The sequence below is a fragment of the Pseudarcicella hirudinis genome, from assembly GCF_900115665.1.
Taxonomy (GTDB): domain Bacteria; phylum Bacteroidota; class Bacteroidia; order Cytophagales; family Spirosomataceae; genus Pseudarcicella; species Pseudarcicella hirudinis.
The window spans coordinates 148,864-165,605 of record NZ_FOXH01000010.1; the positions used below are offsets into that span (position 1 = coordinate 148,864).

11 protein-coding genes are annotated in these 16,742 nt (G+C 37.2%); 4 read left to right on the forward strand and 7 right to left on the reverse strand.

Translation table 11 applies throughout. From position 1 onward, the window contains the following. The first annotated feature begins 39 nt into the window (after positions 1–39). The gene (locus BM179_RS16885) at positions 40–408 is read left to right on the forward strand and encodes a VOC family protein (RefSeq protein WP_092018331.1); all 369 of its coding nucleotides are present in this window, start codon (positions 40–42) and stop codon (positions 406–408) included. A gap of 19 nt (positions 409–427) precedes the next feature. On the opposite strand, the gene BM179_RS16890 is transcribed toward BM179_RS16885, so the two are convergent. The 6 genes from BM179_RS16890 to BM179_RS16920 form a co-directional block, all read right to left on the reverse strand. Beyond that, entirely contained in the window at positions 428–2,146 is a 1,719-nt protein-coding gene (locus BM179_RS16890; RefSeq protein WP_092018332.1) for a GMC oxidoreductase, read from the reverse strand. Between the two features lie 300 nt (positions 2,147–2,446). Continuing rightward, complete coding sequence (gene pheT / locus BM179_RS16895; RefSeq protein WP_092018333.1) at positions 2,447–4,870, reverse strand: phenylalanine--tRNA ligase subunit beta; 2,424 nt, start codon at positions 4,868–4,870, stop codon at positions 2,447–2,449. A 287-nt stretch (positions 4,871–5,157) separates the two neighbouring features. Further along, positions 5,158–7,065, reverse strand: a complete 1,908-nt coding sequence (locus BM179_RS16905; protein ID WP_092018335.1) for a DUF3857 domain-containing protein — start codon at positions 7,063–7,065, stop codon at positions 5,158–5,160. Between the two features lie 39 nt (positions 7,066–7,104). Then, positions 7,105–9,093, reverse strand: a complete 1,989-nt coding sequence (locus BM179_RS16910) for a DUF3858 domain-containing protein (RefSeq protein ID WP_092018336.1) — start codon at positions 9,091–9,093, stop codon at positions 7,105–7,107. 36 nt (positions 9,094–9,129) lie between these two features. Beyond that, on the reverse strand, positions 9,130–11,109 hold the full coding sequence (locus BM179_RS16915) for a DUF3858 domain-containing protein (protein ID WP_092018337.1): 1,980 nt from the start codon (positions 11,107–11,109) through the stop codon (positions 9,130–9,132). 35 nt (positions 11,110–11,144) lie between these two features. Beyond that, positions 11,145–13,148, reverse strand: a complete 2,004-nt coding sequence (locus BM179_RS16920) for a DUF3858 domain-containing protein (protein ID WP_092018338.1) — start codon at positions 13,146–13,148, stop codon at positions 11,145–11,147. 571 nt (positions 13,149–13,719) lie between these two features. Between BM179_RS16920 and BM179_RS16925 the strand changes: the two genes are divergently transcribed. The 3 genes from BM179_RS16925 (at position 13,720) to BM179_RS16935 (ending at position 15,847) form a co-directional block, all read left to right on the forward strand. Continuing rightward, entirely contained in the window at positions 13,720–14,916 is a 1,197-nt protein-coding gene (locus tag BM179_RS16925) for a hypothetical protein (protein WP_092018339.1), read from the forward strand. Between the two features lie 150 nt (positions 14,917–15,066). Further along, positions 15,067–15,342, forward strand: a complete 276-nt coding sequence (locus BM179_RS16930; protein ID WP_092018340.1) for a hypothetical protein — start codon at positions 15,067–15,069, stop codon at positions 15,340–15,342. A gap of 172 nt (positions 15,343–15,514) precedes the next feature. Beyond that, a complete protein-coding gene (locus tag BM179_RS16935; RefSeq protein ID WP_092018341.1) occupies positions 15,515–15,847 on the forward strand; it encodes a helix-turn-helix domain-containing protein in 333 nt (110 codons plus the stop codon). 61 nt (positions 15,848–15,908) lie between these two features. Here BM179_RS16935 and def read toward each other — a convergent pair whose 3' ends face one another. Further along, the gene (def, locus tag BM179_RS16940; RefSeq protein WP_092018393.1) at positions 15,909–16,481 is read right to left on the reverse strand and encodes a peptide deformylase; all 573 of its coding nucleotides are present in this window, start codon (positions 16,479–16,481) and stop codon (positions 15,909–15,911) included. Positions 16,482–16,742: the final 261 nt, after the last annotated feature.

Below are 16,742 nucleotides of genomic sequence, written 5' to 3' on the forward strand. Positions count from 1 at the left end.
AAACGCTTTCCCTGCTTCTTGTGTTCTGACATTAATTTTATGAAGATAAAAGAAATCAATCATGTTGCCTTGTATGTCAGAGACGTGGGGGTTAGCATGAAATTTTATGGAGAAACGCTTGAATTAGAACAGGATTTCAGACGCCCCGCTTTTGATTTCGGAGGAGCCTGGTATAAACTGGGCAGCAGGCAGTCTCTTCATTTACTTGATGGAAGAACCGACGAAGAGATATCAAGCAGTTCAAGACGAAACCATTTTGCAGTAGAAGTTGAGTCTATCAAAGAATGCGAAGCATTTCTGCGAAATAAAGGCCTGGAATTTATGGGCCCTAAATTAAGACCGGATGGTGTTCCGCAGATATTCCTGAAAGACCCGGACGGATACTGGATGGAATTTACAGAATTATAATCTTTGTAAAGAAAGGAAGCTATAAGTTTCCTTTCTTTAATTCACTGGCTGCATGAGCAACCGCTCTGGCGGTTAGCGACATATAAAAAATTGAAGGACTCTGGATACCTGTACTTGTCATACAGGCTCCGTCTGTGACAAATACATTTTTACAGGCATGTAATTGATTCCATTTGTTAAGCATTGAAGTTTCAGGATCCCCGCCCATTCGACAACCCCCCATTTCGTGAATATCCAGACCAGGCGGCCAATGTCTGTCACTCGCTACTATGTTTTTAACCCCTGCCGTTTCAAGCATTTCTGAACCTTGTTCCAGGAAATCTTTTGTCATTTTTTCGTCATTATCATCGTAGCCAACAGAGGTTACCAATAAGGGAATCCCCCATTGATCTTTTTCAGTCTTACTCAGATAGACATGATTGCTTTCTTTTAAGATGGTTTCCCCCTGCATATAAATATAAGCACTCCAGGGGCCGGGCTTAGTCATAGCTTCCTTAAAATCCGCTCCAAAAGGTTCGTTTGTATTTGAGCCCCGTCCTCTGTTAGCTCCCATAAAAGCCATATAACCACCCACAAAACCGGTATCCTGTTTCCTGACGTTCCTGAAATTAGGAACCATACATTCCGAGGGATTATAGCCGAAACTGTATTTATCTTCAAAACCTTCTATATCCCCGCTAATAGTTCCTCTGTAATTATGAAAACCAACATATTTTCCCAGCGTTCCGCTATCGTTTCCGAGGCCATTTGGAAAGCGTTTACTGGTAGAATTCAGTAAAATGAGTGTGCTATTCAGGGCTGAGGCATTTAAGAAAATGATTTTAGCGAAGTAATCAGTTGTTTCTTTGGTTTCGCTATTCACAACTTTCACCCCGACCGCTTTTTGCTTATGTTCGTCGTAAATAATAGAATGTACAACGGAGTGTGGGTAAATCGTTAAATTTCCTGTTTTGGATGCCCAGGGTAAAGTACATGAATTGCTGCTGAAATATCCGCCGTAAGGGCAGCCCCGCATGCATTTATTACGAGCCTGACAAAAGGCTCTGCCTTGTCTGGCATGCAGGTCGGTAGGTTTGGTAACATGAGCCCAGCGGCCTTGTACCATATGGCGGTTTGTGTACCTGGCATTGATCTTTGATTTCATGGATTCTTCTACACAATTGAAATCAAAAGGTGGTAAAAATTCTCCGTCGGGCATTGTTTCAACGCCGTCTTTATTGCCGCAAACCCCTATAAATTTTTCAACATGAGCATACCAGGGAGCAATGTCATTGTATCTGATGGGCCATTCCATTCCATATCCCAAACGGGAAGGTGATGTAAACTCATATGGACTCCAGCGTGGACAAGCTCGCCCCCAGATCAATGATTTTCCACCAACCTGATAACCTCTGACCCAATTAAATGGCTTTTCCTGTATATATGGATGGTCGGCATCTTTTACAAAAAAATGCTGGGTATCTTCCCCATAACCTGCTGCCTGGCTAATGATTGGGTTTTCCTGTAAAGTTTTCAGCGGTAATTGCTGAAGATGCTTAAATTCCCAGGGGTTGAGTGTTGCAGTAGGATAATCCCTGATATGTTCTACATTTCGTCCCCGCTCAAGCACAAGCGTGTGAAGCCCATGATCGCATAGTTCTTTTGCAGCCCACCCGCCACTGATACCGCTCCCGATGACAATGGCATCAAAGGTCTTTCTTTTGCCTGAATTTATTGAAAAATTGAAAATTTCGGACATATCTATTTGAGGGTGGAATCGTCAGATATAAATTTTATAAATATAATGTGATAACTGTGTAAAAAGTATGAGGTATTAACCAGAAAATATCTAATTCTTTAAAAGAAAAGTAATAATAAGTCCAGATTAATGATGGCAGAATAGAAAGAATTGTAGAATAAATATTTAAAAAGGTTCAGAAGTTTGAACAGCAGTGTTTTAAGGAATGTAGCAAATAACCAGAAGTTGTTCTGGCTATTGAATAAAAAAAGGGCATTTCCGAATCAACCGGAAATACCCTTTTGTAAGAAATTTTATTGGTTATTTTCTGATTACCGCACCAAGTTCTTTCTCAAAAGCACCCATAAGACGTTCCATTGTTTTATCAATTACTTTATCGGTTAAAGTTTGTTCAAAATCCTGTAAGATAAAGCTTACCGAATATGATTTTTTACCTTCTCCCAGATTATCTCCCTGATATACATCAAATACGTTAATAGCACTTAACAGGTTCTTTTCATACTGACGGGCAAGCTTTTGAATCTGGTCAAAAGTAACTGCTTTATCCAATACCAGAGAAAGGTCACGGCGTACTTCCGGAAATTTAGGTAATTCAGAGAAAACAGCTTTATCTGAATGTTGTTTGAATAAATAATCCCAGTCAAAATCTGCGAAGAAAACGGCTTGTTTTACTTCAGCTTTTTTAGCCAGATTAGCTTTTACCAGACCTAAACGAACCACTTCTTTTTTATTGAGCGTATAGGATAAACCGTACTCAAACGTTACAGAGTCTTCCAGAGGTTTGCTTTCAAAGTTACGTAAGCCAAGGCTGTATAATACTTTTGCCACAGCTCCGGCTAAGGTATGAAATGCAACTTTTTCAGATTTTACCTGCCATGTCTCTGCATCAGTATTTCCGGTTACAAATAAGGCCAGGTGACGTTTTTCAACATATTTGTCGTTGATTTTATGGTAAGTTTTACCAAAATCAAACATTTTAAGGTCTTTTTGGCGACGATTGATATTGTAGGCCAATACTTCCAATCCTGAGAACAACATCGTTTGGCGCATAACACCTAAGTCTTCAGAAAGCTTGTTAAGTATTTCAACATTTTCTCCGGCCAATTCTCCTTTAATCAGTTCACTGTAAGAAGGTTTGGTCAATGAATTGGTAATAATTTCATTGAAACCATTTGCCGCCAGAATCTGGGTTAATTTTAATTGTAATTTATCACGGTCTTTAGCAGGGAAAGCCGACAGGAAATCTGTTCCCAGATTTTCAGAAAGCTCAACATTGTCAAAACCATAGATTCTCAGAATTTCTTCAATAACATCTGCTTCTCTGGTAACATCCACACGGAAAGGAGGAACGATGGCCAGAAAACCATCTTCAGTTTCCCCGGTAATTTCAATTTCCAAAGACTGAAGAATCGACTTAATCAGAGATTTTTCAAGCTTTTTACCGATAAGGCGGTCAATATTTTTGTATAAAACCTCTATTTTGAAATCTTCAACCGGAACCGGATAAAAATCACTTACTTCAGAAGCAACTACGCCACCCGCAAGTTCCTGAATTAAAAGTGCTGCGTATTTTAAGGTATATAGTTTCAGATTAGGATCTGTGCCACGTTCAAAACGGAAAGATGCATCCGTTTTTAAACTATGGAACATCGCTGTTTTTCTTACAGAAGAGGGATCAAAATAGGCAACTTCTAGATAGACTCTTGTCGTTTCATCTTTTATGCCTGATTTTGTTCCACCGAAAATTCCGGCAATTCCCATAGGCTCATCTGCATTGCAAATCATAAGATCAGTCGCAGAAAGAGTACGCTCCACTTCATCCAGCGTTTTAAACTTCGTTCCGGCTTCAAGGGTTTTTACGATAACTTTTTGCCCTTTTATGGCATGCCAGTCATAAGCGTGCATTGGCTGCCCAAGTCCGTGGCAAATAAAGTTCGTTATATCAACAATGTTGTTGATAGGACGAAGACCGATTGTTTTCAGGTATTTTTGTAACCATTCCGGAGAATCCTTAACCGTTACTCCATCAATCGTAAGTCCGCAAAAACGAGGACAAGCCTCAGCGTCTTCAACGATCAGTTCAATCGGGAAATTTTGGTTATCAACTTTAAAGGATTCAACAGAAGGAATGATGATTTCACGTCCGGTTACGGCTTTAATGTCTCTTGCTACACCAAGATGAGAAGCAGCATCAGCTCTGTTCGGCGTAAGTCCGATTTCAATAACTTTATCCGATTCCAGTTTAAAATATTCTGCGGCAGGTGTTCCGTTTGGTAAATCAGTGTCTAAAACCATGATTCCGTCATGAGAATTACCCAAACCAAGTTCATCTTCAGCGCAGATCATTCCTTCAGAAAAATGTCCGTAGGTTTTTTTACGATCAATTGTGAAAATGGCTTGTCCGTCTTTTCCGTACAGCGTAGTACCGACAGTTGCTACAACCACTTTTTGCCCTGCCTCAACATTAGCCGCACCGCAGACAATCTGAGCAGGAGTATCCGTTCCGATATTTACAGTTGTAAGGCTTAATTGTTTTTCTTTAACAAGGAAACGTTCACAGGTAAGTACTTCAGCGATTACAAATCCTCTCAACCCACCCGGTACGGCATCGTGTTCTTCGATACCTTCCACTTCCAGACCAGTTCCGGTCAAAAGGTTGTCCAGTTCCTGGGTAGATTCGTTTATTTCTATAAATTGTTTAAGCCAATTAAGTGAAATTTTCATATTTCTAAACGCTATTTCATGTTTTCAAAGGAAGAAAATGCTTTGTTTCTTAAGCCTTCGTTGAATAAATCGTTAAAATTCTTTGTAAAAACCAAGAATGATAAAAAGTTTCGCAAGTTACGATTTTTTAGGCTTTACTTGGAACATGAGTTAAACAAAAACTCTGCAAAAAGCGGGTTCTTGCAGAGTTTTTGGGAAAGGCTGGTATTTCTTCTGTTTTTCAGGTTAATAAATGGCAGATTCTGCCGGGATATCAGACCTGATAATTGTTTATCATCTGAATAAATCTATAATTTCATAACCACCTGAGCTCTGTCAGCTTTGCTGATTTTCTTATAAAAATCTGCCAGTTCAGCATAGCTTCCCGGAGGGAAAATGCCTCTTTTTCTGATAAATTTCCGATAATAATACAGTTTCTGATCCTTGATTTTAACCTCCGACTGGTATTTACCAAATGCTGTTTCGATATTAACCGGAGCAGGCTGAGCTTCTATGATAGCTTTTGCAGGCAGCTGGAACATGACGCTGTCTGTTTCAGTATAAGCATTGATTAACTCTACATCATGTTTTCGGCTTTTGTCGGTTACCGGAAGAATCTGGTTAAAAACAGACATCAGGTTCGGATTTAAAAACATTCTTGTTCCACTTTTTGAAGCACATTTCCTGATCAGAAGAGAGTTTTTAACCTTAGAAACCGGAATAGTTTTCTTTTCATTCTGAATAGAAAACTTTACCAGATCAAAATTTGGAATATGAATCTGGCTATACATAAATTTTTTCTGCTCATCGTCATTCATACGGGAGATTGCACTTGCATAATCATCCTGTAAAATACCGGTAAAAAGCATCGAAGTTTCAGCTTCGGCATCACCTTCTTCATTCAGTACAACCTGGATATTGCGATGCTGCAGGTTATCCTTTTCTCCATAGCCTGGCGTCATAACCAGTTTACCACCCTCAGGTGTAGCGAGCAGGGCATGACGGTCACTGGTAAAATCAGATAAATAACCAAAGGGATTTGTCTGGCTTGTGCACTCGAGCCAGATAGAATCCTGTTTCATCGGAACACATAAAATTACATGGTTAAACTGCTGGGAAGGGAAGTCAGTCAGGATATCTGCCTTATCGTCACCTGCCTGAATGGAAGTATAGTAAGATTCTATATTTGCGCTTTTCAGAATAGATTTCATGAAATTAGACAAGGCTTTACAATCGCCATAACCTTTTTCGGCTACATATTTTGCCTCAAAAGGCTGCCAGCCCCCGATGCCCAGCTGAATACTGATGTACCGGGTTTTGTTCTGCATATATTCGTACAGCTTCTTTACTTTTTGCACAGGATCGGTAATTCCGCTGGTTAATTGTTTCACCTCTGCAATTGTTTCCTCCGGTAAAATGTCTCTGTTTTTACATAAAACATTATCAAACTCACCCAGGTCTTTCCACGAGGACATTTTCCCCTGATAACCCTCTACTTCAAACTCATTCGGAGCTGTAATTACTCCCGGGCCATATTTTATTTTTCGCGGAGCGTAAGGCTCTTTTTCAAGGACCGGCAGATTTTTAACCATCCAAGAGTAACTTTTTATCCCGTTATTTTCTTCGGTAACAGCAGCTCCTATGCCATTCAGTTCTTTATATCGAAGATCGAGAGAGGCAGGAACCGAAATTTTGAAAAAGTCCTGTTCTACAGCCAGATTTTCTGAATCGAAATGCGGATACCAGCTTTCGTAGCTCAACATATTTCTGTCGGTTTCCTCGTAGCTGAATTCTACAGTAAAAGGAAAACTGGCATAATTGAATTGTCCGACTTTATACCTTACATCATCGAAAAGGTTAGTGTTTGAAATACCACTCTGATCAGAAATATCGCTCTTTTTCAAGGTTTTTATCTTTTCACCAAGCGTATTGTAAAGCGTCCCTTCAATGTTGGTAACTTTGGAAAGTTTGTCATATCGAACGGTTAAGGTAGAATATTCAATTCCCTGCTGATCCAGAATCGTAACAATATAATGTACTTTTCTTTGCCCTTCCCCGGAATTTCTGACGGTATAAAAAGTTTCACTTTTACGCATGACTGCATGTGCATTTTCCCGGAGATTTTCAGGAATAGCTGCAGCAGGCCATTTCACCTGACCTAAAATGAATGAAGAGCAGAACAACCAAAAAAAGGCAGAATAAACGAACTTTTTCATAAATGAAGTTTAATAATTTTCGGAAAACCAAAGGGGTTATTATTTCTTTTTAAGCACAATTTTTTCGGCTTGTTTGGCTACAATCTGGCTGTAAAACTCTCTCAGAGTACCATATTCCTCAACTGCAAAAAACGTCTTTTTTAAGTGAACTCTACAACTTACATTTAATATACCATTCACCTCTGAGACAATATAAGTGAACCTTGCCGCATCGTTTGGCATAGCAATTCTTATACTTTTCGGCATCTCGTCAACTACGTATCCTTCAGGTAATTTATAACTGCCTGAGAAGTTTTCCTCTCTCAAATAAGCAATATCAACAGGATAAGTTCTGTTGGGATTGATAAACGGATTACTTTTTAACTCTTCTCCCAGCATAGGATTCAGAAGAATTTTCTCATTAAATGTGCCAACAGCATCATTGATTTTAGTTTTGATAATGATTTTAGGGGTTTTGACAGAATCCTGGTTAAACTCGAAGTCTTTTAATTCTATAGAAGGATTTTCCCAGAGCGGCTGGTTTTTCTTCAGACTTTCAACGAATTTGGCTTTACCATTTTGTGAGACATTTTCTCTGAAATTCAGGGCATTGTATCCTAATCCTGAAACATTAATTGTTCCTTCAAGAGAAGCATTTGAGGGGTCAATGTTAAAATTAGTTGTGGTGAATTTGACACTCTTCTCATTTGGGGTAATCGGAATCCAACGGCTGTTCCTTTTGGCAATAATCCTTCCTTCACCATTAAGACAGTGTTCCGGAAGCATACCAAACGATAGAAGCTGACTGGTTGCATCCAGCAAAATGTCTTCTCCACCGATATTTACATGTGCAATTACATAATTAAACCTTGTAATTAGCGGGAAATCTTTCCATACTTTTCCATGATCTCTGGTACTGAGAATTACCGGATTGGCATTGATCCCAAGGTCTTGTAATAAGCCGGTAAGCATGAGGTTGATTTCAGCGCTTGAGCCTTGTTTTTTACTGAAAGCATTTTTCAGGGAAGTGTTTTCAGTGTACTTTGACATTTCTCCGTTCCAATTCATGTTTTGCTGAATAAAAGCATACGCGGCTTTTGCTCTGGCTAAAGTATCGGCAGGACTGATCTGCCTGATCGATTTTGTATATTCATCCAAAAATCCAACTTTTCTTAATTCTCCCCAGAAATAGCTATTATACAGCAGCTCTTTGTCGAGGTTTGGCCAGGTAGTCGTAAAGGATTTGGCATTTGGCATTCCGTTTACCCAATATTCAGCCAGTTCGAAATGAATGGAACTTACATAATCATTCAGTGTGGTTAAATAAGGCTCAGGATTAATGGCAGGAATATTTTCGGCGATCCAATGGTAATACTGGTACTCTTTACTGGTTTCATCCTTATTTGTGGTTATATAGGCAAGCCCCTGATTAATAACTCTGTAAGAGAAATTTCGGGGAGCACTAAATATGTATTCACTTGTTATAACCGGAGCGTTTCCCTGAAAATACCAGTTTTTAGGTTTAAATGGGAAAGGAGATTCTATTGTATATGCAATATCTATTACCGAACCTTCTTTTACCTGTGGCAATGTAAAGCTAACTTTTTCGAAATATTCATCCTCTTTTTCCACAAATCTGGCATCTTTACTCATTTCATAAGTAACAATGCTGCCATTCTCCATATTATAGGTAATTCCTGAGATCTTGTAAATCTGTTCTCCACGACCGGACGCTTTGTCATTGTACAGGAATATTTTGGCGTTAGCTTTATTTACTCCGCTCTTTTTAAGAATTTTTATCCTTTTAACGTATTCATACCTGATGAGGTAATTATGATCGGTTTCAATAAAGGTTGCATTGCCATAATCATAGAGTACTACAGCATCTGCGCTGGTATCTTTTTCATAGCTTTTCATTTTCAGTTGCTCAACGCTTACAGGCTTATTGAGAGGATGTGCAGGATTATCCTGAATCTGTTGTGAAAAAACGGAAAGAGATCCAGATAAAATGAAACTTAGAAAGAGGAGTTTTCGTACTATGACTGACATATTGAGGTTATGGGTTAATATAAAAAAGAGGCACGGTTACTTTTTCTTCAAAACAATCTGCTCGGCATGTTTGGCTACTATCTGAGCGTAAAATTCTCTGAGGAAGGGATATTCCTCCGGAGAATAGATTGCTTTTTTTAATTGAATTTTGGAGTTTAAGTATATAATCCCATCAGTTGTTGAAAGGATATAACTAAATCTTGCTCCATCCTTTGGCATTGAAAGTTTTACACTTTTAGGCATTTCATCCACAGTGTATCCTTCCGGAATTTTAAAAGACACAGAGAAATTCTCTTCCTTGAGGTAGGTCAGGTCAACCGGGTAATTTCTTTTCGGATTGGTTAACGGATTACTTTTCAGTCCCTCTGTTAACATAGGATTAAGGAATATTTTGTCATCCAATGCCGTAAAGGCATCTTTAATCTTGGTTTGTATAACAATTGTAGGCTGGGTAAGTGTGTCTGATTTATACTCGAATTCTTTAAATTCGATAACCGGGCTTTCCCAGTTAGGCTGACTTTTTACAAGAATGTCTGAAAATTTCGGCTTACCTAATCCGGCATAACTCTCTAATAACTCAAAAGCAAGGTATCCGAGTCCGCTTATCTTTATGGCTCCGTCTACTGAGGTATTTTCAACATTAATGTCAAAACCTCCCTGAAAAACTTTGATCGTTTTCTCCTGAGTTTCAATCGGGATCCACCTGCTGTTTTTCTCAGCAACAAGCCTTGCGGAACCATTCATACAATGTGCAGGGAGCATTCCAAAATTGAGGTGCCTGCTGGTAGCATCCAGCAGAATATTTTTCCCATCAAGGTTAATTTGAGCAATTACATAATTAAATCTGCTCAAATAAGGAAAATCCTGCCATGTATTACCATTTTGTCTGGTACTTAAAACAACAGGATTTGCTGCAATACCTAATTCTCTCAATAAACCAATTAACAATAAATTGATTTCGGCACTATTTCCTGTTTTATTACTTATGACATTTCCCAAAGAACTATAATCGGATTTCAAGGTGATTTCGCCATTCCATCCTACACTCTGTCTGACTAATTGATAAGCTGCTTTAGCTTTTTGAAGGGTATCTGTAGTATTGATAGCTTTGATACTTTTAACAAAATCTGCTGGAAAAAGAGCAGAATCATAAGCACTGATGAAATACTTATCCTTTAATAATGCTTTGTCAAAATCCTCCCAGGTTCTTGAAAAAGACTTTGGCGCCTTCATACCAACAGTCATAAATTCTGCTAATTCAAAATGAATCATACTCAGGTAATTAAGCGAAGTATTGATGTATGGTTCATCATGAAATGCCGGAACATCTTCTGCAAGCCAATAATAGTAGGTACTTTCTTTTTTTTCATTAATATCATCCTCTTTTAAATAGGAGAGGCCTTGATTTACGATTCTATAAGAAAGGTTTAAAGGACTTTCAAAGGAATATTCACTTTTCATAACCGGAATATCACTCTGAAAAAGCCAGATTCTCGGTCTGTACGGATATGGAGACTCTAAAACATAAGAAAACTCAATAACAGAACCCTCTTTTACTTGTGGTAAAGTAATTGTCATGGTTCTATTATGAAAGTCCTCTTTAACGGTAAATTTGGAATCTTTTGCCAGCTTATATGTTCTGATTTGTCCATCTTCAAGGTTATAGGTAATACCTTTTACATGACTGATTTCCTCTTTATTATCGTTATCGGAGTAATAAGCAGGAATAATGAATGTGGCTTGTGAATAAGCACTTTTCTTGAAAATCTTTATTCTTTTGGTGTATTCATAACGGATATAATATCTGCCGTATCCATCAATAACATTAGCCCGCCCAAAGTCATATAAAACCACTGCGGAGGCGCTGGTATCTTTCTCGTATCGCTTCATTTGCAATTCTTCCAAACTTACGGGTTTTGTCAGGGGATGATCCTGGGGGTACGATTGCCCTGAAGTTTTGCAGGCAATAAATATAGTCAGAATCAAAAGAGTAGCTTTTGAAAAAGAATTTAACATTTAAGTCGGGTTAGTTTATAATCTGAAAAATGAACCTATTTTTTCTTCAAAACAATCTGCTCTGCATGTTTGGCTACAATCTGAGCGTAAAATTCTTTTAATGAGCTATATTCTTCTGCATAGAAAGTGGGCTTTTTCAACAGAAATTTACTGGAAACAGCAATTTTACCTTCTTCTGTTTTGGAAACGAAATAAGAGAATTTTCCACCATCGTTCGGAAGAGAAAGGCGGATGTTTTTAGGCAGTTCCTCTATTTCATAACCCTCAGGAATACTGAATGTTGCGATATAATTCTCTTCAATCTGTGTGGCAAGTTCAACAGGAAATTTACGTTCAGTGGTTTTAAAAGGGTTTTCCTTTTCCCCTTCACCCAAAAGAGGATTTAAATAAATATGATCTCCGGCAATTGAAGCGGTTTCCTGAATAGAAGTTGTGATGTTTTCAACAAGCGGATCAGAAAGTTCTTCCAGTTTTTCAATCTCGAATTTTGAAATATTCCAGGTAGGATGTTTTTTCCTGAAACTTTCTATGTATTTAGCTTTGCTGTCAGTAAAGATTTGTTTTCGGGCATATAATCCTCCGTATCCTAAATGTGAAATACTTAAACTGCCGTTCATCTGACCTTCGTTATTCAGGTCAAAATTCAGGATTAATGTTTTAGTTATTCTTTCGTTTGAGCTAAGCGGAACCCAGTCGGCATTTGCTTCATGAATCAGCCTTCCTGAACCATTCAGACATCTTACAGGGATTTTCCCAAAATCAAGGAATGGATCAGTGGCATCCAGCAGTACACTATTGTCTCCGATTTTTACCCAGGCTACAACATAATTGAATTTTTTCTCCAGAACATAATTTGGTAGTATACGCCCATGATCGCGTGTGCTCAGAACAACAGGATCTGCTTCGATACCAAGTTCTTTGAGCATGGCAATAAACATGAGATTAATGTCTGCACAATTCCCGGTTTTGTTTTCAAAAGACTTTTTCAGAGAGTTGGAAGTGTAAATACTCGAATTACCATCCCATTTCATATTTGTTCTGATAAACTGATAAGCTGCAAAAACCTGATTTACTGGTTCTTTTTCCGCAGCCTTAATAGTATTTACTTTTTCTTTCAGAAAACCACCCCGTTTAAGTTGTGTACCAAAATTTTCATATTCCAGTAAGGTCTTGGTAAAATCTTCCCAGGTAACTGAGAAATATTTTGAATTAAGCCCTCCCGGAGGAATAATTGCTGCGATTTCAAATTCAACTTTGGCATTATAATCATTCAGTGTTGTCATAAAAGGTTCTTCCTGAATAGCCGGAGCATCTTTGATAACCCAGCGATATTCTTTTCCCTCGTATCGGGTTGTAGTAGGATCCAGACTGATATTTACAGGTTTTACCGTAGAGATAAAGAATGGTTCATAGCCCTGATGAATCATTTTGAAATGATAAAAATCCGGAATCTGTACTTTATACTCACTCCATATTACAGGAATGTTTTTTTGAAATTCCCAGGTAGGAATGCTTGTGTCAAAGTCAGAGACAGTTGAATAGGTGTATTCTATCACTGAACCTTCTTTTACATTCGGCAGGGTAATTTTTTTGTAAGTCAGATTTTCCGTTTGTTTCTCATCAAAAATAGAAGCTTTATCGAGTTTATCTGTAACAATCTGATCATTCACCAGGTTATAAGTTGCCCCTCTCAGATTTTCGATACGTTCCTTGTTTGCTCCTTTATATCTTCCGAGAGGAATTTGATATGAAGCCCAGTCGTAACCGGATTTTTTCAGGATTTTAATTCTCCGGTGACGATTGAAAACGACCTGAAGTCCTGAAGATTCTGAATACCTGTAATAGGCATCTGCAATATCACTTAGAATAACAGCTTCAGAAGAAGTATCCTTTGGATAGCTTTTCATTTGCAAATCAGCCAGGTCTATTTTACCGAATTTAACAGTTTTTTCCTGTGCTAAAATATTGGAAAGAGGAAATAGGAGAATGAATAGTACGGACAGAGTACTTTGTAGAAAATACCTTGAATAATGTTTCATTAGTTTTAATAGAATGGGTTATTTTAGAATGTTTGGTTTAATCGCATCTTGAAAACCACATAGCTCTGTAATAATCATTCGATAGAAACAATTTATCAGAGTAACAGGAGGAGTTTAAGAGTGTAGATATGATGCAACTTAAGAAACCTTTTGTTAATTATGAAGCAAAGCTGACAAAGTTTTTATGAATTTTTAGTAAAAGTGGTATTAAAACGGGGAAGGTACACCATCGGAAGATTTACCGGTTTTAAGTACCTATGTAAATAAACGTTTTATACGAGAATTTTTTAAAAGCTTCATTTTATAATCAACCCTGATTTTTCTACGCCTGGGTTGATTTTGGGAATATAATGCTGATAGTCTAATGAATGTATTGTAATGTACAACCTAAGTGATTGTATTTTACAATGATGTGATTTCTTGAAAAAATTCAATTGAAAGTAGCTTTGCAAAGCTATGAAAACTCTGAAAGAGATTTTGTTCATTGGTCAGTTTTAGAAGCCAATGGGAAGTTTTAAAGATTTCGAGAGAAGGAGTATGTATTGTATATTTTCAAAACCAAATTATAATAATGAAGAAATCAAATACTTGGATTACAATGAGCAGTAAAAAGGATGTTCTACTATTTTTAATTCCCATCATGATTGGATTAATGATTATTGGTTGTACAAATGAAGAACTCTCCACAATTTCTAAAGAGAAGAAAACTGAAGTCATAAATATCGAAATGGCAGAAAAATGGATTGAAGGGAATATAGAATTGAATGCTAAGAATAAAAACGGGAATTACAGATTGATCCATTGGGAAAGATCAGGGACAATTTTTGACCATAATAAAGGAGTAATGACAATAGAGGTTCCGGTGTATGAAACAAAATCTAATAATTTTGAACAGAATGTACTTGATAAGGAAAAGGAGAAGCTATTTTTTCTGAGAAATTCTGAAAATGGATATACAAACATTAAAATTTATAAAGACTTATCAGGAGATTTCCATTGTGAGTTGGTGACATATATTTACTCATATAATTCCAATCCTGTTGTTTTTGTTACAGATTGGTACGGAAATCTTATAAAAAACATAATGTCTGATGGAGCGAATGATTTTTACTTTAATCAAGAAATACTTAAAAATTTGAGAACTTCCGGAATATGTTCTCAAGTATGGTATAGCTATATTATTGACGTTGATCCGGCACAGCCCTGTTGCAGTGGTACAATTAGAAGAGAAACAAATTATTTATATTGGGATTGCGGGGGATCTTCAGGCCCTTCTCAAGGACCTCCCACACCAGGAAGCCCGGGAGGTGATGGTAACGGAGGAAATTCCAATGGAACTTCATCTAATGAAAGTGCCTTGAGAGGAAGAGCGGCGGGACTTGCTATCAATGATTTTGAGATTGCGTGGGATCAGGAACCAACTATTAATCTCCCTTTACTAACCCATTGTCAGCAGAATGCTTATATGGATTATCTCACAACCGCAGCTGGAATAGAGTCTAACTATGATAATGCCAAAGAGAATTGTTTGATTAATGCCGGATTAGCTACAGCAGGTGTTGGGTTTTCTCAAAATTTAACATTTAAATCTTTTGCCAAATATCTTGCGGGAAAACCTTCTGGAGCTAGCGTCGCTTCATTCATGAGACTTGCAAGTGTAAGCAATTATGTGGCATATAGGTGTATTGAGTCGAATCTTAGCAACGCAAATGATCAGATAAATTTAGCATATAAAAAATTTGTTTCTACCTATAGAAGTTGTAAATAACCATGTTTTAGGGGCCGGGAGGCTGTTGTTTTGAAATAAATGAGGAATTATTTAATTTCACTACGCTAAACTACATATCTAATACATGATTTTATTATAGTGTTCTTCCATTAATTAAATGCTTTTGCTATTACCTTTTTTAAAATCAATATGAAAGATAAATTTAAAATAACTTTAGGGAAATATTTGCTGGTAATCCCTCGTTCAATATTTACTTATGGATGCCTCATTCTTTTAACTATATACTTTCAAGAACTTAGTGATTTAAAAATGGTGAAAGAAATGATCCAAATCACTGGTCTTGTACCATTTGATTTATTTGCGCTGTCAACGATTGCTATATTAATAGCATTTAAAGAAACAGACTACTTGTTAATAGTGATTCTCCTTTTTTTAACTAATAGTATATTTATTTTTCACAAGTAGCTATTACTGAAAGAATTGATATACGCATACCCCGCAATCTATTGCACCCCTTAAATCCCCCGACAAGATATTAGTATTATTTCTTAACCCATTTTGACAAAATTCTAACGGTAAAAGATCTACCTCATTATCGGTGTAACCTGATATTGAATAAATAAAATACTACACTGTTATGAAAAATGAATTAGCAATTGGAGAAAAAATCCGTCTGATAAGAATTTTTAAGGGATTTTCTCAGGAATCTATATCTTTTTGTCTTGGTATTTCTCAGCAAGCTTACCACAAAATTGAAAAAGGGCAAACAGCTTTAACGAATGAGAGATTAGAAAGTATTGCTGAAATATTGGAAGTGAAAGTAGTTGAAATAGAAAGTGTTAACTCATTGGCATTTCCGATGGATAGAGAAAAGACTAAAGAATGCAGGGTTGATGCTATAGAGGAGAAATTAATTAAACTGGAAGAACTTGTTGATAGTATCACAAAAAGATTGGAAATTGCATCATAACCCCAAAATAAGAGAGCTACATAATCCGAAGTTATGTAGCTCTTTTATTTTAAATATGCTTCTATTTCAAAAGCTTCATTTTATAATCAACACTTACTTTTCCTTTAGAAATATCAGCGAGCTTATTTTTCAGCATTCTTTTCTTTACAGCATTCAGATGATCCGTGAAAAGGATCCCGTCGATATGATCGTATTCATGCTGAATGATTCTGGCGGCAAGACCTTCATATACTTCAACATGCTCATTCCAATCTGTATCTACATATTTAATTTTAACATATTCCGGACGAAAAACATCTGCTCTGATTCCCGGAATAGAAAGACAACCTTCCTCAAAACCCCATTCTTCACCATTTTCTTCAAGAATCTGAGCATTAATAAATACTTTTTTGAAATCAATTAAAGAAGAATCCTGATCTTTCGGCTCTTCATCCTCATTCATCGGTCTTCCGTCAACTACAAACATTCTGATGCCCAGGCCAATCTGAGGAGCTGCTAAACCTACTCCTGAAGCAGTGTACATCGTATCAAACATGTCTTCTGCCAATTGTTTGACATCCATGGAATCTTTTTCTATATCTACGGCCACCTTTCTAAGAATTGGGTCTCCGTAAGGGACTATTGGATAAATCATTTGAATAATAACGATTTTGAAATCGCTTTTACTAGTTAATAAAATTGCGATTGTTTTAAGAACCGCCAAATATTGTGCAAAGTTAATGAAAAACCTCTGCTCTTGAAAATCAGAGTCCATAAATAGGATATTGTGAAAATAATCGCCAGACTGCACTAAAAAATATTTGAAGAGAAGAAGGACTGGGAGGAGGAAGAAAAATCAGATAAACCGGACTGAGCAGGTAACCGGATAATAAATTTACGTTACTTTTGTTGTTCC

What these genes read in the sequence shown, in the direction of transcription:
- BM179_RS16885 (WP_092018331.1), top strand. Translation starts at nt 40, where the DNA reads ATGAAGATAAAAGAAATCAATCATGTTGCCTTGTATGTCAGAGACGTG.
- BM179_RS16890 (WP_092018332.1), bottom strand. Translation starts at nt 2,146, where the DNA reads ATGTCCGAAATTTTCAATTTTTCAATAAATTCAGGCAAAAGAAAGACC.
- pheT (WP_092018333.1), bottom strand. Translation starts at nt 4,870, where the DNA reads ATGAAAATTTCACTTAATTGGCTTAAACAATTTATAGAAATAAACGAA.
- BM179_RS16905 (WP_092018335.1), bottom strand. Translation starts at nt 7,065, where the DNA reads ATGAAAAAGTTCGTTTATTCTGCCTTTTTTTGGTTGTTCTGCTCTTCA.
- BM179_RS16910 (WP_092018336.1), bottom strand. Translation starts at nt 9,093, where the DNA reads ATGTCAGTCATAGTACGAAAACTCCTCTTTCTAAGTTTCATTTTATCT.
- BM179_RS16915 (WP_092018337.1), bottom strand. Translation starts at nt 11,109, where the DNA reads ATGTTAAATTCTTTTTCAAAAGCTACTCTTTTGATTCTGACTATATTT.
- BM179_RS16920 (WP_092018338.1), bottom strand. Translation starts at nt 13,148, where the DNA reads ATGAAACATTATTCAAGGTATTTTCTACAAAGTACTCTGTCCGTACTA.
- BM179_RS16925 (WP_092018339.1), top strand. Translation starts at nt 13,720, where the DNA reads ATGAAGAAATCAAATACTTGGATTACAATGAGCAGTAAAAAGGATGTT.
- BM179_RS16930 (WP_092018340.1), top strand. Translation starts at nt 15,067, where the DNA reads ATGAAAGATAAATTTAAAATAACTTTAGGGAAATATTTGCTGGTAATC.
- BM179_RS16935 (WP_092018341.1), top strand. Translation starts at nt 15,515, where the DNA reads ATGAAAAATGAATTAGCAATTGGAGAAAAAATCCGTCTGATAAGAATT.
- def (WP_092018393.1), bottom strand. Translation starts at nt 16,481, where the DNA reads ATGATTTATCCAATAGTCCCTTACGGAGACCCAATTCTTAGAAAGGTG.